We start from the raw sequence: 21,961 nt of genomic DNA on the forward strand, positions 1-21,961 counted from the left end.
GCCCGTTTCAGGGGCCCTTCCCCCCGCCAAGGAGGGGCTCCACCGGCCCCGTCTCCAAACCGTCACCCATGGCTGGGCGGGCGCAGAGCAGCATTTCGAGCATCACCAGGTGGTCATAGATGGGCATGGCCATCGGGTGGCAGCGACGCACCCAGGCCAGGGCCGCCAGCGGATCGATGCCGCGCAGTCGGGCCGTCAGGCCAACCGCCAGAAGGGGGGAGCGTTCGTACCCCGCCATGCAGTGCAGATAGATGGGAGCGGCCTGGTTCACCAGCGCTTCCGCCCTCGCCAGGGCCAGGGCCAGTCGCTCCTGGCGCAGCGGCTCCTGCTGCCTGTGGTCGGGCAGGGAGACCCGGTCGCTGCTCCAGCCGGGGGGAACGATCAGGGCGCTTTCCTCCTCCGGATAGCAGCAGCTGAAGCGGCTGCGGATCCCGGCCTCCTCCAGCTGTTGCCAATGCCTGGCCGTGCGCGGCATGGGACCGATCGCCAGCTGACCGTTGAGCACCCAGCTGCAGGGCAGGGAGCGGTCGGGCATCGGCGGCAGGGGCCGGTCCTGCCTCAGGCTATGGAGAAACTGCCGCAGGGGGCCCATCATCGGCGTGCCCTCGACGGGTGGCGCTTGTCGGTTGCGCTCACGTCCGGGTTCGCAGCACCGGCTCCACCAGGGCCAGCACCTGCTGCCAGAGGCGGTCGGAAGGGGGCTTTCCCTTGGGCCCACGCAGGCTGATCAGGGTGCAGGCATAGGTGCGATGGGGCTGGAGCCCGATCACCTTCTCGATGGCGGACTCCCTCCCGACCGCCAGACGATCGGCGAGGGTGGTGAGCTGTTCACGGGTGACCCCGAAGGGCTTCTCCGGGCCAGGGCCTGACATCAGGCAGGTCTGGAGGGTGGGGCGGTCCTTGGTCAGTCCCCTTGCCGTCGGGACCGGGCTGCCGATCAGGCGGCGCTGGATGAGATTCAGGCTGGCCTGGTCCCGCCCGATGACACTGGTCTGGAAGTTGAAACGCTGGCGCACCGTGCCGCCCATCAGGGTCAGCTCGAACCCCTCCTGCAGGGGCAGGACGACCGGCGCCGTGGTGGAAAGTTCGTAGCTGCGCTTCGCCGGCCAGGGGGGGGCGAGGCTGGGGGCCGTCTCCGGCAGCAGCTGGGCCCCGCGCAGCGCCGCTTCCAGCTGCTCAGCCGGCAGGGCACGCGGTGCCGCGGGCCAGCGCGGCAGCAGGATCGCCTGGGTCGCCAGAAGGGCCGCAGCGACGGCGAAGGTGCCGTACCAGCGGACCAGAAGGGGAGGGGTGATCACGCTCCTTCCCCCGGTTGCGGCGGGGCGGGCAGGGGGGGAAGTTCCCGCTCGAGCAGCCGCATGTAGACCATGCCGAAGATCATCACCGCCACTCCGGAAAAGACCAGGGAGCCGGTGCTCTCGTGGAAGAAATCGAACAGCCAGCTGCCCTTGCCTTGGCCGTTGCCCGCGAACACCGCCAGCAGGGCGATGCGGAAGGTGTTGCAGACCAGGCCGATCACCGGCGCCATCAGCAGCACCACGGCACGGCTGGTCCAGGAGCGGATCGGAAAGGCCAGCAGGAAGATGACGCCCACGCACAGGATCTGGGCCATCAGGTCCACCCCGTTGCAGGGGCCGAGCACCCGTACGCCGCCGCCTGGCAGCAGCACGCTGCGAGCGTTCACCGTGACGTCGAGTCCGAGCACGCTCAGCCAGAGACCGGAGAGGCTCGCGGTGAGCAGGCTGATGGGGGCTTCCGGCAGGGTCCGCATCAGCAGGGCGAAGCTTGGAAGCAGCATCAGGCAGAGCAGCGGATCGCGGAAACGGCCCAGGCTGGCCGGTTTCTCCGCCATCAGACCCAGGCTGAGGCCGCCGATCGGCGCCAGGGCGAACAGCAGACCGTCCCAGTGGAGGATCAGCGCCGAGCGGGCCAGGACCCAGACCAGCAGCAGGCTGCCGATGACCAGTCCCCAGGCGCCTGGCCTGGGCCGGAGGTCCTCGAACTGGTCCTCCATGCAGATCACCGCCCCCCCCCACACCAGCACCGCGAACACGGTGATGTGCTCGCTCTGGCTGCTCTGGAAGACGGCGATGTTCTGGACCGCCACCGCAGCGGCCAGGGCCAGCCAGAGGTTGCGGGGCGTGGGCGGGGGAACGGCCGGGATCGCGGCCCGCCAGCCCGGAGGAATCCTCTGAAGGAGGCCGCTGAAGAGTCGCTCGATGGTGTTGCTCATCGGGCCAGGGCGTCGAGCAGAGGGGAGGCCGGGAGACCCTCTTCAGGATCGTATTCCGGGACCAGGCGCCGCAGCAGCTGGCTCGAGGCGGCTTCGTCCCACTGGGCGAGCGCCTCATGCAGCTGCTGGATCAGGGGCCCCAGCTGTTCGCTGTCCCGATGGGGTTCGGTGGCCCTGCGGATCAGCGGGTGCTGGGTGGGCTGGTCGGCGGCGCTGATCAGGAGCTCCTCGTAGAGCTTTTCCCCCGGCCGCAGGCCGGTGTACTGGATGGCGATGTCCCCGTCGCTGTTGTGCTCGTCGCGCACCCGCAGCCCGGACAGCTCGATCATCTGGCGGGCCAGGTCGGCGATCCGGACCGGTTCGCCCATGTCGAGCAGGAAGAGATCGCCGCCCATGGCCATGCCGGTGGCCTGCAGCACCAGCTGGACGGCCTCCGGGATGGTCATGAAGTAGCGGGTGATGGCCGGATGGGTGACGGTGACCGGCCCACCTCTGGAGATCTGCTGATGGAACAGGGGGATCACCGAGCCGGAGGAGCCCAGCACGTTGCCGAACCGGACCATCGAGAGGATCGGGCCACCGTCCTCGATCTCGGCAGCAGCGGCCTGGATCAGCAGTTCGCAGATGCGCTTGCTCGCTCCCATGACATTGGTGGGGCGAACGGCCTTGTCGGTGGAGATCAGGGTGAGCCGGCTCACGCCCGAGGCCCGGGTGGCGGCGATCACGGCCTCGGTGGCGCCGATGTTGTTGGCGATGCCGGCGCAGAGGTTGGCCTCAACGAGGGGAACGTGCTTGTAGGCGGCGGCATGGAAGATCGTGTCGACCCGGTGCTGACGGCAGATCAGGGTGAGGCGGGCCGCGTCACAGGCATCGCCGAGGACGGCATGGAGCTCGACGCCGCAGGGTTTGGAGCCCAGCTCCCGCTCGATGGCGTAGAGGGCGAATTCGTTGCGCTCGACCAGCAGCAGCCTGGCGGCACCCAGGCCCACGACCTGGCGGCACAGCTCGCTGCCGATCGAGCCACCGGCGCCCGTCACCAGCACCACCTTCCCCTCGACGCCGGCCTTGAGCAGCACCGGGTCGGGGTTAGAGGGTTCGCGGCCAAGAAGATCCTCGATCGCCACCGGCTGCAGGTCGGAGACGATCCTCTGGCCGGTGGCCATCTGGGCCAGCGAGGGGACCGAGAGGACTTCCAGTCCCCGGTGGGTGAGCTGATCCACCAGCAGGCGTTTGCGCCGCCGCGACATGGTGGGCATCGCCAGCAGGACCTTGCGGACGCCGTGACGCTCGATCAGACGGGGCAGCCGCAGGGGCGAGTGGATGGCCATGTTCTGGAGGGTCCGGCCCTGCAGGCCCTCATCGTCATCAAGGAAGCCGACGATGCGGAAGCGGGGGTCGTTGCGCAGGGCCAGCAGCAGACCCATGCCGGAGGCGCCGGCGCCGTAGATGAGGGTGCCATCACCCTGGGAGCCGCCGGGGGAGTGGTTCTCCCGTTGATCGAGGTGATGGACCAGGACGTCACGCAGCACGATGCGGCTGGCGATGGCCCCGCCGGTGAACAGCAGCCAGTAGAGAATCCAGAAGGATCTTGGTGGCTGGGCACCGCCGATCAGGGTGCTGCTCAACAGCAGGATCAGCACCATCGCGCCGGAGCGGGGCACCAGCCCGTAGAGGGAGTGGCTGCCGGCGTAGCGGGTGAGCCCCCGATACCAGCCCGAGACCACCAGGACGGGCAGGCCGGTGATGACGGCCAGGGGCAGCAGCAGGATCGTGGAGGGCATGAAGCCCTTCAGGGTGGTGGCGTCCGGCAGACGCAGGATGAAGGCGCCGAGATAGGAGGCGACGATCATCAGACCATCGAAGACCACCAACAGCAGCCGGCGGGCCAGCAGCTGCTTCTGCACGTAACGAAGAAATGAGAGCTGGGGAATCAATCGTTCAGTTCGGCGGTGATCGACGAATCAGGAAATGCAGTGGGGATGCAGTGGGAATGCAACGGTGAAAAAAACAGCTGCGGCGAAGAGAAGGAAGCGACGTCTGAATGGCTGCCCACCAGTGTTGACTTACCTCGATGACTTGCCCGTGCAACGCTTCCGCTCAAGCGAACAGGAGGCCAGCAGATGCATGAGAGGGGTGATTGGCGCCGACTGGACGGAGCAAGGCTAGGCAATCACATGGAGATCGTCATTCTCACACACCAATAGTGTGATGCCGGAATGGATCATGGCCGTGGCAATACCTGCACCTTTTGACGTTACTGCCCATTCAGGGGGAGAAGGGGACGGCCTGGTGCCGATCGAGCCACAGGCCCAGAGCCAGCTCCAGCAGCAGCAGGCCGAGCTCCAGGGGCAGGCCCTGGAGGAGCAGGGCCGCCCCCAGCAGGGCGGTGGCGCCGATGTAAAGCAGGGCCACCCGGGCATGGGGCCAGCCGGCCTGATGCAGGCGCTGATAAAGGTGCAGGCGGTGGGCCTGGAAGATGGGTTGCCCCGCAGCCAGCCGGCGCAGGACGCAGAGGCAGGCGTCCCCCAGCAGCGGGAAGCCCGCCAGCAGCAGACCCAGGGCCAGGGCTGGCGTGGCCTGCTGCAGCACCATCCCGGCGATGACCGCCCCCAGGAAGGTGCTGCCCACATCCCCCATGAACACCCGTGCCGGGCTCCAGTTCCAGGCCAGGAAGCTCAGCAGGGCTCCGATCAGCGGCACCAGCGCGTGGCCGCCATCGGGGGTCATGGCCAGGAAGGCCACGATCAGCAGCACCGCGGCGCAGCCGGCGACGAGGCCGTCGAGCCCGTCGCTGAAGTTGACGAAGTTGATCACCGCCGTGGCCGCGAACACCGCCACCGGCACCAGCCACCAGGGCAGGGCCAGGGGTGAGATCGCCACCAGCGCCAGGGCCGTGGCGATCTGCACGCCGTAGCGCCAGGCGGCCGGCAGATCGAGGCGGTCGTCCAGCAGGCCCACCAGGGCCAGCGGCAGACAGATCAGGGGGACCCAGGCCGGCCAGCCCTCCCCGGCGAACGGAGCCAGTCCGCTGCCAACGAGGACGAAGGCCAGCCCCCCGCCCCTGGGGGTGGGTCGCTGATGGGAGCTGCGGGCGTTGGGCTGATCCACCAGCCGGCGCCGCAGCAGGGGCAGGAGCCGGTGCAGCAGCAGCGCGCCGAGGCCGGCGCCCAGCAGCAGGAAGGCCAGGCCGTGCAGGGGGGTCATGGCACCAGCGGCAGCACGGGAAAGGGTTCGGGGGATCCCCCGAGAAGGTGGTGGGCCGGCGTGAAGCCGGCCAGGTCGGCGCCCATGCGCAGCACCGCCTCAAAGCGCTTCGGGGAGAGCAGCAGCAGCGGCGAGGCGAGGGACAGGAACAGGCGCGGCGGCAACGCCAGCAGGCGGCAGCGGCGGGCCCGATCCCCCCGGTCGGTCGCGTCCTGGAGGCGCCGGAGCATGGCCGCGTAGCTCAGGGTGTCGTCGCCGCCGAGGGGGAGGTGCACCGGCTGGGACGGGTCGAAGCCGTCCTCGGCCAGGCGGTCGGCCAGGTGCAGGGCCACGGCGGCCAGCTGGCGGCAGTGGATGGGCTGGCGCAGCCCTCCTTCGCCGGGCAGGGGCAGCAGGGGCAGGCGGCGCAGCAGCTGGCGCAGCCGGCTGAGGTTGCGATCACCCAGGGGGCCGGCCTGGCCGTAGATGAGGGTGGGGGCCAGGATCCGCAGGGGGCGGGCGTGGGCGGCGCAGGTCCGGCTCAGCGACTCCTCCGCCTGCCGCAGCCGCCGCACCAGATCGCGGTCAAAGCGGTTGGCGGCGAAGCGCTTGGTGATCACCGAGGAGGAGGAGCAGGCGATCACCCCCTGCAGCCGGCCGAAGCGGGCAGGGTCGCGGCCGGCGAACCGCTCCAGCCAGGGGGCGAACGACCAGATCGGGGCAAAGCTGACCAGCAGCCCCGCCGGCACCTCGGCCCCGGCACCGGTGTCCTCGAGGTCGCAGCGCAGGAACGGCGGTGCCTCGCCACCGCCGCTGCCGCCGCTGGCCGGGGGCAGCGGCGGCCGGCGCCCCGCCACCACCAGCTCCCGCCCTGCCGCCAGAGCGATCAGGGCCTGGCCGCTCGGGCTGGTGGCCCCGAAGAGCGTGATCGGCGCAGGCATGGGGGGGACCAAGGGGATCAGACGCAGTCGTTGCCGTCGAGGCGGCCATCCCATCCTGTGAGGCGCCAGAGGGAGGCGCGCAGCTGGTCGCGCCGGAGGCGAAACTCGGATTCGGGCCGCAGATCACCGGTCTCGGCTTCGGAGCCGACCACCCGCCAACCGGTGCCGGCATAGACGATCCGGGCGATCGCCAGGGTGCGCTCCATGTGGGTCGGGGCGGTCACGATCGTGACCTGGCCGGGTTTCGGCCACGTCTCCAGCAGCTTGGCCAGATGGGTGACCAGGCCCACCGTGTCGCAGGCCGGCAGCAGTCGCACGATCCTGGAGGTGTCCTTTGGCCAGAGCTGGCGATCCTTCAGGTGGTTGGTGGTGATGGCCTGGTACTCGGCGTTGCCCTGGAGCACCAGATAAGCGCCCGGCCGGTCCCGCCAGAGCAGCATGGCGGACTGGCTGCGCCAGGGATCCTCGATGAAGGCGGAGATGACGTCCGGGCCCGTGGCGGGGGCCTTCGGGACGTTCGTGACGGCCTGCCGCGACGGCCGGGGGGAGGCGCCCCGTGTCCCCTGCCAGGCGGGAGCGAAGAACCAGGCGAGGCCGCCGGCGACACCCAGGGCCAGGACCCCCAGCCGGGTCTTCCGGTTCCACCAGAGCCGCTGCAGCAGGGAGCCCTCCCGCTGCCGCGGCTTTTTCCTGCGGACCCGTTGCCGCCGCGGTTCCCGGTCGTCCCCAGGTGGCCTCTCCTCCTCGGGCAAGGGAATCGCTGCGCAGGCCTGGCCAAGCTTATCGGTCCCGTCTGGGGGGTCTCGGCCCCTGTCCGGCCCCGGGCCGGCGACTCCAGAGCCGCCGGACGTAGCGCAGGCCGAAGGGGAGCCCCCAGAGCCACCCGAAGGACCGGCGATAGGCCAGGGCGACCTCCTGAAGCCGCCGGCCGGTCTGCTGGCCGCTGGCCCCCGCTACCCCCATGTGGACCAGTTCCAGATCCAGGCCCTTGGCGGTCAGGTCCCGGCTGGTGCTGAGGCGCAGGAAGTAGTCGAGGTCGGCGGAGAGCCGGAAGGGTTCGGCGTAATGGTCGAGGCGCCGCCGGGCCCCGGGGCCGATCAGGGTGGCCTGGTGGGGAGGGGTGGACCCCAGGAACAGGCTGAGGCGGAAGGCCCTGCAGCTGGAGAAGGCGGTGCGCCGTCCCAGCCGCGTGGCCCCGTCCGGCCCCTTGCCCGCATAGCGGCCGCTGCAGACCACCAGATCCGGCGGCTGAACCCCGCGGGGCCCCCGCTGCGTCGCCTCCATGGCCTCCTCGAGCACGGTGCGGGAGGGCGCCCAGTCGTCACTGCCCCAGAACAGCAGCCAGTCCTCCGGGGGCGCTTCCCGGAAGCCCTGGTTCATGGCCCCGAAGATGCCGGGGAGCGCCGGATCCTGGGGTTGCCAGCGGAAGCGGTGGTCCCGGTGGCAGAGGGCCTCCAGCCAGGCCCGGTGCTCCGCTCCGCTGGGCCCGTCGATGAACAGCACCTTCCAGTGGGGCCAGCTCTGGCGCTGCAGGGAGTTCACCAGCCGCGGCAGCAACTGGTGGGAATCGAGGGTGGGAACGATCAGGCTGAGCCCGGTGGCGGCGCCGTCGGGCGGCGTGGCGCCGGTGGCGGGGCCGGGTGGCGGTGTGGCGCTCACCCCTGCCGGCGGATCAGCACGTCGCCGAGCACGAGCAGGTCCATGCGGGTGCGCAGGAAGCAGTCGAGGGCCTGGGCGGGGGTGCAGACGATCGGTTCGTTCTCGTTGAACGAGGTGTTGAGCACCATCGGTACGCCCGTGAGGTCGGCGAAGGCTCGGATCAGGCGGTAGTAGCGGCCGTTGTCGGCGGCATTGACGGTCTGGAGCCGCCCGCTGCCGTCCACGTGGGTGACGGCCGGGATGCGGGGGCGCTGCTCCTCCCGGATCGGGTACACCTGCATCATGAAAGGGACCTCCCCGTCGAGGCTGAACCATTCGCCCACTGCCTCGGCCAGCACCGAAGGGGCGAAGGGGCGGAACGATTCCCGGCGCTTGATCTTCAGGTTGAGGATGTCCTTCATGTCGGCGCGGCGCGGGTCCCCGAGGATCGAGCGGTGCCCCAGCGCCCTGGGTCCCCATTCCATGCGGCCGTCGAACCAGCCGATCACCAGCCCCTCGGCGATCGCCGCGGCCACCTGCTCGCACAGGACCCCCTCCTCCGGCCGCTCCATGCTGCATCCGGCCTGCTCCAGGGCTGTGCGGGTGTCCGCTCTGGCCAGCAGTTCCTCCACTTCACCGGGGGCCGGCTGACTGCCCAGGTAGGCATGGCGCATCGGCGTGGAACGGGGCTGGCCCAGGCCGTGCCAGACCTCAAGGGCGGCGCCGAGGGCTCCCCCCGCATCGCCGGCGGCCGCCTGGACGTAGACGCGCCGGAAGGGGGTGGCCAGGGTCACCTTGCCGTTGGCCACCGAGTTGGCGCCGCAGCCCCCGGCGATGCAGAGCTGGTCGCTGGGGTGGTTTCGGTGCAGGGCCCGGAGCAGGTGGAAGAAGGCCTCCTCATACATCGCCTGGGCCGAGCGGGCGATGTCCATGTGGTGCTGCTCCAGCGGCTGATCCGCGCGGCGGGCGGGGCCGAGCAGGGCTTCCAGCTCCGGACTCCAGTGGCTGCCCACCACTGGGGCGCCGTTGCTCCATTGGTGCGGCAGCTTCTGGGTGGCATGGAGGAAGTAGCGCAGATCCAGGCGGTAGGTGCCGTCGTCCTGCAGCCGCACGATGCGGCGCATCGCCTCCATCCGGGTGGGCTGGCCGTAGGGCGCCAGTCCCATCACCTTGTATTCGTCGCCGTAGTTGGGGAAGCCCAGGTACTGGGTGATGGCCGTGTAGAAGGCGCCCAGGGAATGGGGGAACCAGATCTGGCCATCGAGGCTGAGCTGGTTCCCCTGGCCATACCCCCAGGCACCGCTGGCGAAGTCACCGAAGCCGTCCACCGAGATCACCGCCGCCTCCTCGAAGGGGGAGGCGAAGAAGGCCGAGGCCAGGTGGGCCCGGTGGTGCTCCACGAAGTGCAGCTGGGCCCTGATCGCCGCCCCGGGGAAGGCCTGGGCCAGCTGCTGGCCCAGATCGGCCCGTTCCCGCTTGTTGCGCCAGCGGGCGACCAGGAAGCGGGGATCGGGACGGTGCCCCAGGGTGTAGGCCACCTTGCGCCAGCGGTGGGCCCCCGGCTGGGAATTGATGGCGACGTGGTCGAGGTCGGCGGGGCCCACGCCGGCATCGGCCAGGCACCAGGCGATGGCCTCCGATGGGAACCCGGCCCAGTGCTTGATGCGGCGGAAGCGCTCCTCCTCGGCGGCGGCGACGATCACCCCATCCCGCACCAGGGCGGCGGCCGCATCGGCGTGGAAGGCATTGATGCCCAGGATGAGCGTCATGGAGCTGCGGAACCGGATGGCGGGTGGAGGACGGTCTGGAGGGGAGCGGTCCCGCAATGGGGGGTGGGCGGAACCCTGTCCGGGCCAGAGGCGCTGGGGCCGTCCCGATGGTTCCCACCACCCGGTCGGCCTCGACATCCCCGGTCGGACGGCCGGATCAAGGGATGGACCGGATCAAGGGATGGAGATGGGCAGCGGATGAAACCGCGGAGACGAGGTCCGCCGGCGGCGGGATTCTAGGCGACCTTTCCGAAGCCATCCCTGACATCGCCGCCGGCCACGCCGGGAACCGGCTCACGGGCGGGGCGCCGGCGAGAGGCTGAGGCCGAGGTGCACCTCCAGCCAGTGCTGGAGGACCATCAGGCTCCAGCGCCGGTACCAGGGCGCCAGATCGATCCCCCGGGGTGTCGAGGGCAGCCGCAGGGCCAGGGGCGAGGCCGGGTCGTCCAGCCACAGCTGGAACGGGAAGCGGAACCCCTGCTTGGGGCGGTTCAGGAACCAGTCGGGCAGTTCCGGCACGCTGCGGGCCAGCAGTTGTTTGCCCTCCGCCAGCCGCAGGGCGGCGGGGATCGGGGCCAGCCGGCGCTGCAGCTGGGCATCCACCAGGGGCAGGCGCAGCTCCAGCCCGGCGGCCATCGCCATCACGTCGCTGTCCGGCAGCAGCTGGTTGCGCAGGTAGCGGCTGCCCTCCAGCCAGGCGACCCCCTCGCGGCCCCCCGGCGCAACGCCGCCGTCGCCAAGGCTGTTCCCGATCCCGCCGCGACCCGCCGTCGGCACCGCGGCAGCGGGCTCGGGACGGAGCCCCCAGTGCGCCAGCAGACGCTGGGTTTCGGAGGGGGAGAACAGCCCCCGGAAGCAGCCGTAGGCCTCCGCCAGGGAGGCGGGCGCTTCCAGGAGTCCGCTGATCCGCTGCAGTCGGGCGCCACGCCCCTGGGGCAGCCGCTGCAGCAGCCACGCCGCCGGCGGCCCGGCGGGGCCGATCAGGCTCCGCCAGCGCCGCAGTTTCGGCACCATCCGGAAGCTGGGGTAGCCACCGAACAGCTCATCCCCGCCGAGCCCGGAGAGGGCCACCTTCAGCCCGTGCTCCGTGGCCAGCCGGGCCACGCACCAGGTGTTGTACCCGTCGATGGAGGGCTGGTCCTGGCTGGCCAGGAAGGCCGGCAGCCACTGGCGGGCCTGGTCGGCCGTGAGGTTCAGGGGCGTGTGATGGGCGCCGAAGTGGGCGGCGATGCGGGCCGCCGGCCCGGATTCATCGAAGCCGCCGGCGCCCGGCGTCGCGAAGCCGATCGTGAAGGTGTGCAGGCCCCGGGGGGCGAGCGCCAGCAGGGAGGCGGAATCGAGCCCGGCGCTGAGGAACAGCCCCACCGGCACATCGCTGACCATGTGGGCCGCCACCGAATCCTCGAGGGCCGAGCGGGTGAGGGCCACCGCCTCGGCCGCCGTCATGGCGCCGGCGCCGGTGGCGCCCACAAGGCTCTCGGGCAGGGCCCCCCAGGGCTGCACCGTCAGCCGACCCTGGCGCCAGGTGGCGGCGTGGCCGCAGGGAAGGCGCTGCACCCCCGCCACCAGGGTGTCGGGCTCGCTCACCGATCCGGTGGCCAGGTAGCGCCCCAGGGCCTGGCGGTTCAGGCTCGGCGGCTGGCCGTCGGCCGCCAGCAGGGCCCGCAGCTCCGAGGCGAAGGCGAGGCTGCCCCCCGGGCCGCTGCGCAGATAGAGGGGCTTGATGCCGTGGGGATCGCGGGCGAGCAGGGCGCTGCGCTCCCGGGTGTCGTAGAGGCAGAAGGCGAACATGCCCCGCAGCGCCCCCAGCCCGTCCAGGCCCCGGCTGACCAGCCAGGCCAGCAGCACCTCCGTGTCGCCGCTGCCCCGGAAGCGCTGCCCCTCCGCCTCGAGCCGGCGCCGCAGCTCGGCATGGTTGTAGATCTCGCCGTTGAACACCAGCTGCCAGCGGCCGCAGGCGGAGGCCATCGGCTGGTGGCCCAGGGGGGAGAGATCCAGGATCGCCAGGCGCCGGTGCACCAGGCAGGCCCCGGCGTCCTGCCAGACGCCGGCATCATCCGGGCCCCGGTGGGCGAGACGCGGGCCGACCCGGGCGGCGAAGTCGCCCGGGTCCCTGCCCAGCTGGCCCGCGATGCCGCACATCGGCCCTAGGCCTCCCGCAGGGTGGGGATCCGGCCGGGGGGGGCAATCGCCTCCAGGTGGGCGAGGAAAGTCCGCCGGGCCGCCTGGGGGCTCGCCTGCTCCCGCACCCACGTGAGAGCGCCGGTGGAGAGGCGTTTGCGCCGGTCCCGGTCGGCGCCGATCGCCGCGATCGCCGCCGCCATGGCGGCGGGATCACTGGCCACCAGCTGGCCGGTGCGGTCGTCGATCACGTAGTCCTCCGGGCCGCCGCAGCGGGTGCTGACGACCGGAACGCCGCAGGCCATCGCCTCCAGGGCCGCGATGCACAGCCCTTCCTGGTGGGAGGGGATCACGAACACATCCAGGGTCTGCAGCAGCTCCGCCAGGGCGGCGGGGCCCAGAGAGGGGAGGCAGCGCACCCGCTCGGCCAGTCCCATCGCCACCAGGGGGCCGCGCAGGCGATCGACGTCCTGTTCGCCGGCCAGCACGAGTTCGACGGGGTGGCCGGCGGCGACGAGGCGGGCCACGGCCTCCAGCAGCAGGGTGATGTGCTTGCGGGGATCGCCGTAGCGCCCGGCGAAGCCGACGCGCCAGGGCACCACCCGTTCGGGGGCGGGACGGAAGACGGCGGGATTGACCGGCATCCGCATCACGCCGTCCATGGGGCGGTGGGCCAGCGCCTCCAGGGCCCTGGCCGTGTAGCCGCTCAACGCCAGGATCCGCCCGCGGGGGGCCCGCAGCACCTGGCGCTCCAGCCGCTGCAGCACCGGTCCGTTGAGCATCCGGTCGAGCAGCCGCCGGGGCCGGGAGAAGCCCCTGACGCGGTCGACGCGATCCTCCTTCCAGGGGGTGGCCACCCAGGCCAGGAAGGGAATCCCCAGGCGGGCGAAGGGGGTGGCGCAGAGGGGATTCCCCGTCACCGAAAGGTGCAGGTCGCAGCCGGCCACCAGCTCCCGCCAGGCCCGCCGCGGCAGGTAGTGGGTGAACTCCAGCTCCGGCAGCCAGGCCCCCAGGCCATGGCCCTCATGGTCGCCGTAGACGCGGCGCTGCATCTGGCCCGGCTTTCGGCCGCTGGGGACCGCATGCAGCGGCACCGACAGACGCGGATGGGCGCTCCAGGGGGCATACCAGGCGAAGACGGGCTCGATGTCGAGCTCCTCGAGCATCCGGGTGACCGCGGTGGTCATGGCGGGCACGCCGCCGTCCACCGGTTCGATGGTGCTGACCAGGGCACGGGGCCGCCTCATTGCCTGAGCCAGCCGAACAGATCGCGGTTGTCGCGGACCCAGCGGATCAGGTGGCGCACGCCGGCATCGACGCTGATCTCCGGCGTCCAGCCCAGCTGCTCGGCGGCCTTGCTGACGTCACAGATGAACACCGGCTGGTCGCCGGGGCGGGACTGGCCGCTGAGGGGGGAGAGCGTGATGGCCAGCTCCTCCTCCAGGAAGCGCAGCAGATCCCGCAGGCAGAGGGTGTTGACGGGGCCGCCGCCGATGTTGAAGGCCTGGCCGCTGATGCGGTCGCGGCTGTGCCACGCGGCTTCGTAGGCCCGGGCCAGGTCGCGCACATCGAGCACGTCCCGGGTCTGCCAGCCGTCGCCGTAGAGGGTGATCGGCCGTTCCAGCAGGGCGGCGATGCTGAACCAGGCCACCCAGCCCTGGTCCTCGATGCCGAACTGGCGGGTGCCGTAGATGCAGGACTGGCGGAAGGCGCAGGTGTGCAGGTCGTAGATGCGGGCGTAGTCGATCGTGTACTGGTCGGCGACCCCCTTGGAGCAGCCGTAGGGGGAGTGGAAATCCAGGGGCTGGGTTTCCGGCACGCCGGAGGGGAGATCGCGGAAGCGATAGCCGTGGGGGGTCATCTCCACCGGCACCGATTCCATGCCGCCGTAGACCTTGTTGGTGGAGGCATAGAGCACGAAACTCTCGGGCGAATGGAGCCGCACGGCCTCCATCACGTTGAACGTGCCCAGGGCGTTGATCTCGAAATCCTCCCGGGGGTTGGTGTAGGAGGTGGTCACCGCCACCTGGGCCGCCAGGTGCAGCAACATGGATGGCCGGACGGCGGCCACCACCTCGGCGAGGGCGTCCGCCTGGCGGATGTCGACCCGGTGGAAGGCAATGGCGGGATGCTGATCGAGCAGCCAGCGGAGGTTGTCCTCGGTGCCCCGGCGGGAGAGGTTGTCGAGGATCGCCACCTCCCACCCCAGGGAAGCGAAGTGCTGGGCGGCGTTGACGCCGATGAAACCGGCGCCGCCGGTGATCAGGATCGAGGGCATCGAGAAGAGCGAGACGGGGGGATCGACGGGTGACTCGAAGCGGGCAGACCGGCGGTCAGGGCGGACCTTAGGGCAACCTCCAGATCCTGCAGGGTCCTGTGGGCATTCAAGGGGGAGTCGAGAGGCTGCAGCGGCCCTCCAGGAGCATCAGATGGAGCAGCAGTTCGGCATACATGCGCTGCTGGGCGTAGGCCCAGCCGCGCCAGCCCTCCAGCACCCCCCCCTTCCAGACCAGGCAGAACAGCAGAGCCGCGAAGGGGGCCAGGGGGGTGTGCTTCCGCAGCCGATCCGCCAGGGACAGCTGGCGCCAGGGGGTGGTCCGCAGCTTGGCCGCCTCGATCGCCAGGTAGGAGCCCTGGGAGGCCAGCCAGCGCTGCAGGGGCTTGCGGTCGTCGTGGAAGATCGGCTGCCGCAGCCGTCCCACGGGTCCCGACAGGACGATGCGGTGGCCGTGGCCGTCGTTGCGGTAGCGGCCCAGGCCACGGCGATAGAGGCTGGTGCGCGGGGGCAGCATGCCGCTGCGCAGGGGCCGGCCGCCGATGCAGTAGCGGAACGGGATGGCATAGCCGGCCATCGCGGTGGCGGCCGGATCCCTGATCACCGCCTGGATTTCGGCGGCCAGCGGCGGCGGGATCAGGTAGTCCGCATCCAGGCTCAGCACCCAGGGGGAACTGATCTGGTCGAGGCCGAAGTTGCACTGGTCGGCGAAGCTGTCGAACGGCCGGTGCAGCACCCGGACGGACCCATGGCCGGCGAGGATCGTGAGGGTGGCGTCGCTGCTGCCGCTGTCGATCACCAGGATGGAATCCAGCCAGCCCAGATGGTCGAGGGTGCGGCCGATGTTGGCCTCTTCGTTGTGGGTGAGGATCAGGGCGGTGAGGAGCGCGGCAGGGGGCTCGGACAGACTCATGCCTGGGGCTGGGAGTGCTGCTCCAGGAAGATCTGCCGCTGGCGCTGCTGCTCCTGCCACAGGGCCCATTGCTCCTGCTGCTGGGACACCAGGGTGGGGATGGCCAGGAAGGAACCCAGGCAAAGGCTCATCAGGATGAGCACGAAGGGGTCGCCGTAGAGCTGGGCCGCCGAGAAGAACGCCGGCACGTTGGCCAGGGCGAAGGACATCAGCCCCATCAGCAGGGCGGAGGTGGACTGGGGCAGCTGCTTCAGCAGACGGAAGTTGCGCAGCAGCACCAGGGCCAGCAGCACGAAGATCACCCCGAGCACCACGATGCCCGGGATGCCGAGTTCGAGGATGAGGCGGCCGCCGCCCCCTTCGGAGACGAAGCCCACGCTCTGGATGGCATCGCGGGCGGCATTCCTGACCAGGCCGCCGGTGCTGGCCCCGGCACCCACCCCCATGCCGATGCCGTCGGAGATCTCGATGGCCCTCAGGGTGGCGCCGATGCCCTGGGAATCGAAGCGCTCGACCAGGTCCTGCTGGATGGTCAGGGAGCGGTTGGTGTACTCGCCGAAGTTCTCGCCGAGATTCTCCGAGAGGATGAAGGCATAGAGGGGATAGGCGATCCCGGCAACCCCGAGCACACTGGTGATGACCCGCTCCTTGGAGGCGGGGCTGGCCCGGCGGCTGAAGAGCAGCAGATAGATGGCCACGAAGGCCAGGATCAGCACCTGGGCCTTGCGTCGGCCGGTGAGGATCGTCAGGAAGGCGAAGCCCGCGGCCAGCAGCAGCAGCCCGAACTGGTTGGTGGATTTCTGGCTGGCGATGCCCATCGACGCGGCGATGCAGGCCGCCGCCGAGAGCTGCCATGAGGCGATCTCACTGGTGCGCCAGAAGCCGGAGGCCCCCTGGGCGGAGAAGCCGTGGCGGAACGTGATCAGCAGGCCCTCACCCACCTCCTGGAGGGTGGGATGGTCGACCCCCTGGAAGCTGAGATAGACGGTGAAGGCCATCACCGTCGAGCCGATCAGGTAGAGCGTCAGCAGGCGCTTGAGGAACGGCAGGGAGCAGCCCACCTGGAAGCCCACCCAGAGACCGAAGGCCGGGGCCAGGAAGAAGGCGGCCCCGATGGCGGTGAGGCGGATGTCGGAGAAGCGGGCGAAGCTGTTGAGGCTCTGCAGGGCGATCAGGGTGAAGTAGACGGTCACCCAGGCGTCGAACTGCGGCACGGTCCAGAACATCGCCCGCAGATTGAAGCGACCGGCCCGCTCGAGCAGCACCACGCCGCACAGGGCAAAGCCGATCAGCACGAGGCCGACCATCCAGCCGGGCTGGTCCGGGGTGATCTTGCGCAGGGGATCCTGCACGAAGCCGATCAGCAGGGTGACCATCAGGCCGGCCCGCCAGTCGCCGTCGAGCAGCACGGCGGCCAGGGCGCCGAAGAGCACGATCAGCAGCAGGATGGTCATCGGCCGGCGGAAGAGGTCAGCACCTGGCGGTAAGCGTCACGCAGCTGAAGGGCGATCGTGCTCCAGGAAAATTCCATCTGAGCCAGGTTAAGGGCGGACGCCCGCATTGACAGGGACGGCCGCACCAGGGCGGTGGCCAGGGCCTGGGCGAGGGCTTCGGGGTCGCTGCCGCAGACCAGGCCGGCACCGCAGCGGTCCACATCGGCGGCCACGGCCACCTCCGGGGACAGGATCACCGGGGTGCCGGCGGCCAGGGCCTCCACGGCGGCGATGCCGAAGTTCTCCGCCGCCGACGGCAGCACGTACCAGTCAGCCGCCTGCAGCGCCCGCCACTTGGCCTCCCCCTCCACGAACCCCAGCCAGCGGCAGCGGGTTTCGAGGCCCAGCCGACGGCTGCGCTCCTGCAGGCCGGCGACGTACCGCGGCTCGCCGTCGCCGGCGATGGCCAGCTCCCACGGGGCGTCGGGCTGGCGCCGCTGCAGCAGGGCCAGGGCGTCCAGCAGGTTCTCCAGCCGCTTCTTGGGGTGCAGCCGCGACAGGAACAGGAACCGGACCGGTGCGGCGCCGTCCCGGCCGGCCGCCGCCGCGGTCCCTGGCTCGGGGCCACGCACCCCCAGGGGGAGGACCAGGGAGGGGGGAGCCAGGCCGAGGGCGGCGGCCTCATCCCGTTCGGCGCCTGTCGTGAAGTGCAGGGCGGCCGCCCGCTGCAGGTTGCGCCGTTCGATCAGGCGCAGCATCAGACGTTTGCGGCCGCGGCTCTGGGCCAGGCTCCACGGGCTCAGCTGGCCGATGCTGCGCAGGATGTAGGGAACGCCGGCCCAGCGGGCCTGGGCCATGGCACTGGTGGACGGGTAGGAGAACAGGGCATGGACGTGGAGCAGGTCGTAGTCCTTCAGGTGGCGGGCCAGCCAGAGGCTGAGACCGGGACTGACGGCGAACTCCCGCAGGGCGGCCACCGGTGGACTCCAGCGGGGAAAGGCCAGCACCGGCACCCCCTGGTGCTGCTGCCAGCGGCCGGTGACCAGATCGGGGTGCAGCCCGGGGCCATGGTCGTTGGTGGTGAGGATGGCCGCGTCCACCTCCCGGAGCCGCAGGGCCGTCACCATCTCGATCACGGCCCGGCTGGGGCCGCCCCGCAGCGGGCTGATCGAGGGGATGACATGCAGAACCTTCATGGCGCCGGGCGAGCCGCCAGGAAGCCGTCGAAGGCCGCCCCCCAGGCCGCGGCCACCGCCGGGGCGGCATAGGCGGCGATGGCGTCACGGTTGTGGCGAGGGCGCTCCCGGAACCAGCCGGCCCGGCGCCGCAGCTCCACCAGGGCGTCGAAGATGGCCGCGCTGCTCTCGATGTCGCAGTAGATCCCCTTCTCCAGGCCTTCGACGATCCCCTGCAGCGGGTTGCCCGCCGGTCCGGCCACCAGCACCGGCGTGGCGTGGGGCAGGTATTCGAAGAACTTTGAGGGCAGGTTGTCGTTGTGGCGGGGGCCGATCAGCACCAGCAGGCCATCGGCCGCCTCCGCCAGCTGGTGGGAGCGCTCGTTGCTCACCGCGGCATGGACCTGCACGATCTGGCGCAGGCGGGGGTCGCTGCGGATGGCCGTGCGCGCCGCTTCGTAGAGATAGCCGTAGAGCTGGATCCGCAGCCCGCCCTGCTCCTCGGGCCGCCAGCGCCGCACGGCCTCGAGCAGGGGCTCGATCGGTCGCCAGGGGCCCAGGTTGCCGGGGTGGAACAACGTCAGGGTCGCGGGGTCTGGAAGGGCAGCCGGCGGAGCTTCGCCGACCTCGAAGCAGTCGGGCAGGAACCGGGCCGGGGTGGATCCCAGCAGCCCCTGCTCGCGGTAGCGCTCCAGGGTGAGGGGTGAGGCGAACACGGCCCCCGCGCTGGCGGCCAGCACGGCCCGCTGGCGCTCGGGGTGGGCCGGATGGAAGTGGCCCTTCTCCCGGTGGCCGAAGGGATCGTCGTAGATGGCGATGAAGGGTTTGCCGAGCCGCCCGGCCACCTCCCGGGCCACCTCAAGGACGCGGAAATCCGGGCAGATGCCGGCCACCACATCGCAGGGGAGGCGCGCCGCCGTCGCCAGGGCGGTGGCCCTGAGGCCCTCGAGGGCATGGGCCTGGGGGTCGTGGCGCCCCAGGCGCTCCAGCCACCGGTGGATCAGCTGGCGCAGGCCGAACCAGAGATGGAGCGGGGTGCCTGGCCGGCGCCGGTTCCTGCGGATGGCGCAGCGCTGGGAGCGGGAGACCCGCCGGCTGTAGTGGCAGAAGCGCTCCTGGCCGGGGAAGGGCTCCGGGGTGACCGCATCGAGCCGGGGGTCGGGGCCGACGACATGGAATTCCCAGCCGGCCGCCGGCAGATGGGGCAGGAGCTTGGCGTAGCGGCGGGCCTGGACGCCGCCGCCCCCGGGCGGCTGGAGGGAGAGGATCAGGGCCCTGGCCATCTCAGGGGCGCTCCAGCAGGGTCAGCCCCGCCAGGATGCCGTCTGCGGCCTTCCGCACACTGAAGTGGCTGTTGACGAGCTCCCGCGCCGTCTCCCCCATCCGGGCGGCGGCGGCCGGATCGGCGGCCATCCGCCCCATGGCCGCGGCCAGGGCCGCCGGCTGGCCGACGGGGCTCACCAGGCCCGTGCGGCCCTCGAAGATCAGATCCTCGGCACAGCCCACCTGGTCGCTCACGATCGCCGGCAGACCGCAGGCCATCGCCTCGTTCACCACCAGCCCCCAGGTCTCGCCGTGGTCGGAGGGCAGCACCAGGGCGTCGGCCACCGCATAGGCCGAGGGCATGCCCGACTGGTTCACGAAGCCGGCGAAACTCACCGGCAGGCCGTGCTGGCTGGCCAGTGCCCTGCAGGCTTCTTCGAGGGGGCCGGTGCCCACGATCAACAGATGCATCGGGTGGGACAGGGGCTCCATCACCAGCTGCCGGAGCGCTTCGAGCAGGTCGAGCGGACGCTTCTTGGGCTGGAGCTTGCCGGCGAACAGAAAACAGAAGGCCTCCCGGGGGATGGCCCAGTCCTGGCGCAGCGCGTCCCGGCGGGGGCGCAGGGCCGCGGCCCGCTCGCCGAAGTAGGCGTTGTCGACGAAGTGGGGCGAGGGCACCAGCCGGATCTGGGGCACACCGAACTGGCGGTACCAGCGGGCATTGGCCGTGCCCACGGGAAGGCCCACCGACACCCCGCGGAACAGGATCCAGTAGGTGAGGTTCAGGGGCCAGGGCCTGGGACGGAAGGCATTGGAGTCCATCCGCAGCAGCACCGGCAGGCCCTGCAGCCGGGCGGCGATGAACAGCTGCACCATGCCCAGGAAGTGCCAGCCGGTCAGCAGCAGGGCATCGGGTCGCTGCCGGGCCGGGCCGAAGCCCAGTTCCCCCAGGGGCCGGGTCAGCCAGACGCCCCGGTAGCCGGAGGTAATCCCGCGTCCCCGGCCACTGGCGGCGCGGTGCCAGGGGTAGCCCTCCAGCAGCGGCACGTCCCACTCGAAGGAGACGCCGAACCCCAGGCCCTGGGTGCGGGCGTCCGGAAGGGTGAGGTAGAGCACGTCCGTGGCCACGCCGGGGTCGGCGGCGAGGGCCTGGAACAGGGGCGTCTGGTACTGCACCGGGTGGCTGCCGGCGATCAGCAGCCGCCGCCGGCGGCTGGGCAGCAGGGCCGGCCCCTTGCGCTGCAGGCGCAGGGCCCAGAGCAGGCCGCGTCCTTCGGCGATGAGGGTGGGGGGGATCCACCAGGGATGGCGCAGGTGGTGGCGGCTGCGCACCGACCCCAGCCAGCCGCCCAGGCAGGCCCCCAGGGCCGCCGGCAGGGGCTGGGTGCGCAACTGGAAGTAGTAGCGCCCCACGGCATGGTCGGGCTTGACGGTGGTGAGGTGCTTGCCGTAGCTGCGGGTGCCGCCCCGTTCGGCCCGGAGGTGGTGGATCAGGGCACCGGGCACGTACTGGATCGGATGGCCGGCCTGGCGCCAGCGGAAGGCGAATTCAGCCTCGAAGCGGTAGGCCACCCGCACGAAGTTCTGGTCGAATCCCCCCAGTTCCAGGGCCAGCCGGCGGGGGATGGCCACGTTGCCCCCCATGAATTCCTCCACGGAGCGGGGCCGCAGGCTGTTGAACAGGAACGGCCCCTCCTCCGGGTCGCTCTCGCCCCGGTGCCAGGGCTGCAGCACCCGCCCGGCCAGCATGGCGTCGGGGTCAGCGGCACCGGCCCGTTCGTGGGCGTTGAGCAGCTCCGGGTCCGGCAGGATGTCGTCGTCGAGGAACAGCACCCGATCGCCGCGGGCCTCCTGCAGGGCCACGTTCATGGCGCCGGTGATCGAGGGGGTCGGCAAGCGCAGCCAGCGGATCCGTCCCTCCGCCTGCCAGGCGCCCAGCCGCGCTTCGCAGTCGGGATCGTGGCGGGGCGTCTGGTCGACCACCAGCAGCTCGAACGGGGGTGGATCCAGGGCCAGCAGGGCGGCGACGCTGTCGATCAGTACCTGATCGCGGCCGAAGGTGGGAATCGCGACGCTGAGGGTCATGGCAAGGCGGCCAGCTTGAGCCTGGCCTTGAGGTGCCAGGGGTTGAGGGCCAGGGCCTGGCGCAGGTACTGACGGGCCAGGTCCGGGCGCTCGTGGCTGAGGCAGGCGCCGATGAAGTAGGCCCCATCGGCCTGCCGGCGCGGTTGGGCCCGCAGGCCCCGGCAGCGTTCGCTCAGGGCCTCGGCCTCCTCCAGGACGGGCGCCTCCGGCTGCCCGCTGCGGCGGGCCCGGGTGGCCGCCACGATCAGGGCATGGAAGGCCTCCTGCTCCCGGCGCCGGGAGCCGCTGATCGATCCGGGGGAGAGGGTGGCCTCGTAGAGCACCTCCGGCACCACCAAGTGACCGCCGAGCTCCACCATGCGGCTCCAGAGATCGATGTCCTGGGCGAAATAGAACATCGGCCGATAGCCTCCGGCACGCTCATAGGCGCTGCGCCGCATCATCACCGAGCCGTGGATGGCCGGCCCGGTCAGCCCATCGGCCAGCTCCCCGGGATCCGGCGCGTTCACGCGGACCGTGGCGCCTTCCGGCACCACCAGCCGCACATGGGTGGAGCAGAGGCTGGCTTCCGGGTTCTGCTCGAGGCAGCGCACCTGCCGCAGCAGCCGGCCCGGCAGGGAGATGTCACCGGCGTCCTGGCGGGCGATGAAGACCCCGCAGGCCACCTGGCAGCCCTCGATCAGGGAGCGGGTCAGGCCCCGGCCCGGCCGCTCCAGCACCCGCAGCCGCGGGTCGGCGGCGGCCCGCGCCGCCAGCAGGGCGCCGGTGTCGTCGCTGGAGCCGTCGTTGACGACCACCACCTCCAGGCTCACCCCCTCCTGGCCGGTGAGCGAATCGAGGGTCGCGGCGAGGCTGGCCCCGCCGTTGCGAACCCCCATCACCACCGACACCAGCGGGGCCGTGCCGGATTCGTGCTCCACAGGCTCCTGCAT

18 protein-coding genes are annotated in these 21,961 nt (G+C 71.3%); all 18 read right to left on the reverse strand.

Annotated elements, in window-relative coordinates; translation table 11 throughout:
• Positions 1–7: 7 nt before the first annotated feature.
• Entirely contained in the window at positions 8–535 is a 528-nt protein-coding gene (locus CJZ86_RS17115; protein WP_190611074.1) for a protein-tyrosine phosphatase family protein, read from the reverse strand.
• A gap of 97 nt (positions 536–632) precedes the next feature.
• On the reverse strand, positions 633–1,298 hold the full coding sequence (locus tag CJZ86_RS08275; protein WP_094585472.1) for a hypothetical protein: 666 nt from the start codon (positions 1,296–1,298) through the stop codon (positions 633–635).
• On the reverse strand, positions 1,295–2,233 hold the full coding sequence (locus CJZ86_RS08280) for an exosortase/archaeosortase family protein (protein WP_094585473.1): 939 nt from the start codon (positions 2,231–2,233) through the stop codon (positions 1,295–1,297). Before CJZ86_RS08280 ends, CJZ86_RS08275 begins: the two co-directional genes overlap by 4 nt.
• Complete coding sequence (locus CJZ86_RS08285) at positions 2,230–4,167, reverse strand: polysaccharide biosynthesis protein (RefSeq protein WP_094585474.1); 1,938 nt, start codon at positions 4,165–4,167, stop codon at positions 2,230–2,232. Before CJZ86_RS08285 ends, CJZ86_RS08280 begins: the two co-directional genes overlap by 4 nt.
• Positions 4,168–4,498: 331 nt before the next feature.
• Entirely contained in the window at positions 4,499–5,437 is a 939-nt protein-coding gene (locus tag CJZ86_RS08290) for an MraY family glycosyltransferase (protein WP_094585475.1), read from the reverse strand.
• Positions 5,434–6,357 carry an SDR family oxidoreductase gene (locus tag CJZ86_RS08295; protein ID WP_094585476.1) on the reverse strand — a complete coding sequence of 308 codons (924 nt, stop codon included), beginning with the start codon at positions 6,355–6,357 and terminating at the stop codon, positions 5,434–5,436. Before CJZ86_RS08295 ends, CJZ86_RS08290 begins: the two co-directional genes overlap by 4 nt.
• A 17-nt stretch (positions 6,358–6,374) precedes the next feature.
• Positions 6,375–7,109 (reverse strand): YdcF family protein, encoded by a 735-nt coding sequence (locus tag CJZ86_RS16975; protein ID WP_094585477.1) that lies wholly within the window; start codon positions 7,107–7,109, stop codon positions 6,375–6,377.
• A 28-nt stretch (positions 7,110–7,137) separates the two neighbouring features.
• A complete protein-coding gene (locus tag CJZ86_RS08305; RefSeq protein ID WP_094585478.1) occupies positions 7,138–8,016 on the reverse strand; it encodes a glycosyltransferase in 879 nt (292 codons plus the stop codon).
• Entirely contained in the window at positions 8,013–9,764 is a 1,752-nt protein-coding gene (locus CJZ86_RS08310; protein WP_094585479.1) for a carbamoyltransferase family protein, read from the reverse strand. The genes CJZ86_RS08305 and CJZ86_RS08310 overlap by 4 nt, the downstream gene beginning before the upstream one ends.
• Before the next feature lie 294 nt (positions 9,765–10,058).
• Positions 10,059–11,906, reverse strand: coding sequence for an asparagine synthase (glutamine-hydrolyzing) (gene asnB, locus CJZ86_RS08315; RefSeq protein WP_094585480.1), 1,848 nt, complete (start codon positions 11,904–11,906; stop codon positions 10,059–10,061).
• Between the two features lie 5 nt (positions 11,907–11,911).
• Positions 11,912–13,132, reverse strand: a complete 1,221-nt coding sequence (locus CJZ86_RS08320) for a glycosyltransferase family 4 protein (RefSeq protein ID WP_094585481.1) — start codon at positions 13,130–13,132, stop codon at positions 11,912–11,914.
• Positions 13,129–14,163: a GDP-mannose 4,6-dehydratase gene (locus tag CJZ86_RS08325; protein ID WP_094585482.1), complete on the reverse strand. Its 1,035-nt coding sequence runs from the start codon at positions 14,161–14,163 to the stop codon at positions 13,129–13,131. Before CJZ86_RS08325 ends, CJZ86_RS08320 begins: the two co-directional genes overlap by 4 nt.
• A 106-nt stretch (positions 14,164–14,269) precedes the next feature.
• Positions 14,270–15,073, reverse strand: coding sequence for a glycosyltransferase family 2 protein (locus tag CJZ86_RS08330; protein WP_094585483.1), 804 nt, complete (start codon positions 15,071–15,073; stop codon positions 14,270–14,272).
• The gene (locus CJZ86_RS08335) at positions 15,070–16,527 is read right to left on the reverse strand and encodes a hypothetical protein (RefSeq protein WP_094585484.1); all 1,458 of its coding nucleotides are present in this window, start codon (positions 16,525–16,527) and stop codon (positions 15,070–15,072) included. The genes CJZ86_RS08330 and CJZ86_RS08335 overlap by 4 nt, the downstream gene beginning before the upstream one ends.
• Entirely contained in the window at positions 16,524–17,702 is a 1,179-nt protein-coding gene (locus CJZ86_RS08340) for a glycosyltransferase (RefSeq protein ID WP_094585485.1), read from the reverse strand. Before CJZ86_RS08340 ends, CJZ86_RS08335 begins: the two co-directional genes overlap by 4 nt.
• Positions 17,699–18,964 carry a glycosyltransferase family protein gene (locus tag CJZ86_RS08345; RefSeq protein WP_094585486.1) on the reverse strand — a complete coding sequence of 422 codons (1,266 nt, stop codon included), beginning with the start codon at positions 18,962–18,964 and terminating at the stop codon, positions 17,699–17,701. Before CJZ86_RS08345 ends, CJZ86_RS08340 begins: the two co-directional genes overlap by 4 nt.
• 1 nt (position 18,965) lies before the next feature.
• Complete coding sequence (locus CJZ86_RS08350) at positions 18,966–21,029, reverse strand: glycosyltransferase (RefSeq protein ID WP_094585487.1); 2,064 nt, start codon at positions 21,027–21,029, stop codon at positions 18,966–18,968.
• Entirely contained in the window at positions 21,026–21,961 is a 936-nt protein-coding gene (locus tag CJZ86_RS08355; protein WP_143594101.1) for a glycosyltransferase family 2 protein, read from the reverse strand. The genes CJZ86_RS08350 and CJZ86_RS08355 overlap by 4 nt, the downstream gene beginning before the upstream one ends.

Origin of the sequence: Synechococcus sp. BO 8801 (assembly GCF_002252675.1) — a bacterium.
In the GTDB taxonomy this organism is placed as follows: domain Bacteria; phylum Cyanobacteriota; class Cyanobacteriia; order PCC-6307; family Cyanobiaceae; genus Cyanobium.

Bases quoted from the DNA above. Each gene is read 5' to 3' on its own strand.
- CJZ86_RS08330 (WP_094585483.1), bottom strand. From the start codon at position 15,073: ATGAGTCTGTCCGAGCCCCCTGCCGCGCTCCTCACCGCCCTGATCCTC.
- CJZ86_RS08355 (WP_143594101.1), bottom strand. From the start codon at position 21,961: ATGCAGGAGCCTGTGGAGCACGAATCCGGCACGGCCCCGCTGGTGTCG.
- CJZ86_RS08325 (WP_094585482.1), bottom strand. From the start codon at position 14,163: ATGCCCTCGATCCTGATCACCGGCGGCGCCGGTTTCATCGGCGTCAAC.
- CJZ86_RS08320 (WP_094585481.1), bottom strand. From the start codon at position 13,132: ATGAGGCGGCCCCGTGCCCTGGTCAGCACCATCGAACCGGTGGACGGC.
- CJZ86_RS08290 (WP_094585475.1), bottom strand. From the start codon at position 5,437: ATGACCCCCCTGCACGGCCTGGCCTTCCTGCTGCTGGGCGCCGGCCTC.
- CJZ86_RS17115 (WP_190611074.1), bottom strand. From the start codon at position 535: ATGCCCGACCGCTCCCTGCCCTGCAGCTGGGTGCTCAACGGTCAGCTG.
- asnB (WP_094585480.1), bottom strand. From the start codon at position 11,906: ATGTGCGGCATCGCGGGCCAGCTGGGCAGGGACCCGGGCGACTTCGCC.
- CJZ86_RS08310 (WP_094585479.1), bottom strand. From the start codon at position 9,764: ATGACGCTCATCCTGGGCATCAATGCCTTCCACGCCGATGCGGCCGCC.
- CJZ86_RS08335 (WP_094585484.1), bottom strand. From the start codon at position 16,527: ATGACCATCCTGCTGCTGATCGTGCTCTTCGGCGCCCTGGCCGCCGTG.
- CJZ86_RS08280 (WP_094585473.1), bottom strand. From the start codon at position 2,233: ATGAGCAACACCATCGAGCGACTCTTCAGCGGCCTCCTTCAGAGGATT.
- CJZ86_RS08340 (WP_094585485.1), bottom strand. From the start codon at position 17,702: ATGAAGGTTCTGCATGTCATCCCCTCGATCAGCCCGCTGCGGGGCGGC.
- CJZ86_RS08350 (WP_094585487.1), bottom strand. From the start codon at position 21,029: ATGACCCTCAGCGTCGCGATTCCCACCTTCGGCCGCGATCAGGTACTG.
- CJZ86_RS08295 (WP_094585476.1), bottom strand. From the start codon at position 6,357: ATGCCTGCGCCGATCACGCTCTTCGGGGCCACCAGCCCGAGCGGCCAG.
- CJZ86_RS08345 (WP_094585486.1), bottom strand. From the start codon at position 18,964: ATGGCCAGGGCCCTGATCCTCTCCCTCCAGCCGCCCGGGGGCGGCGGC.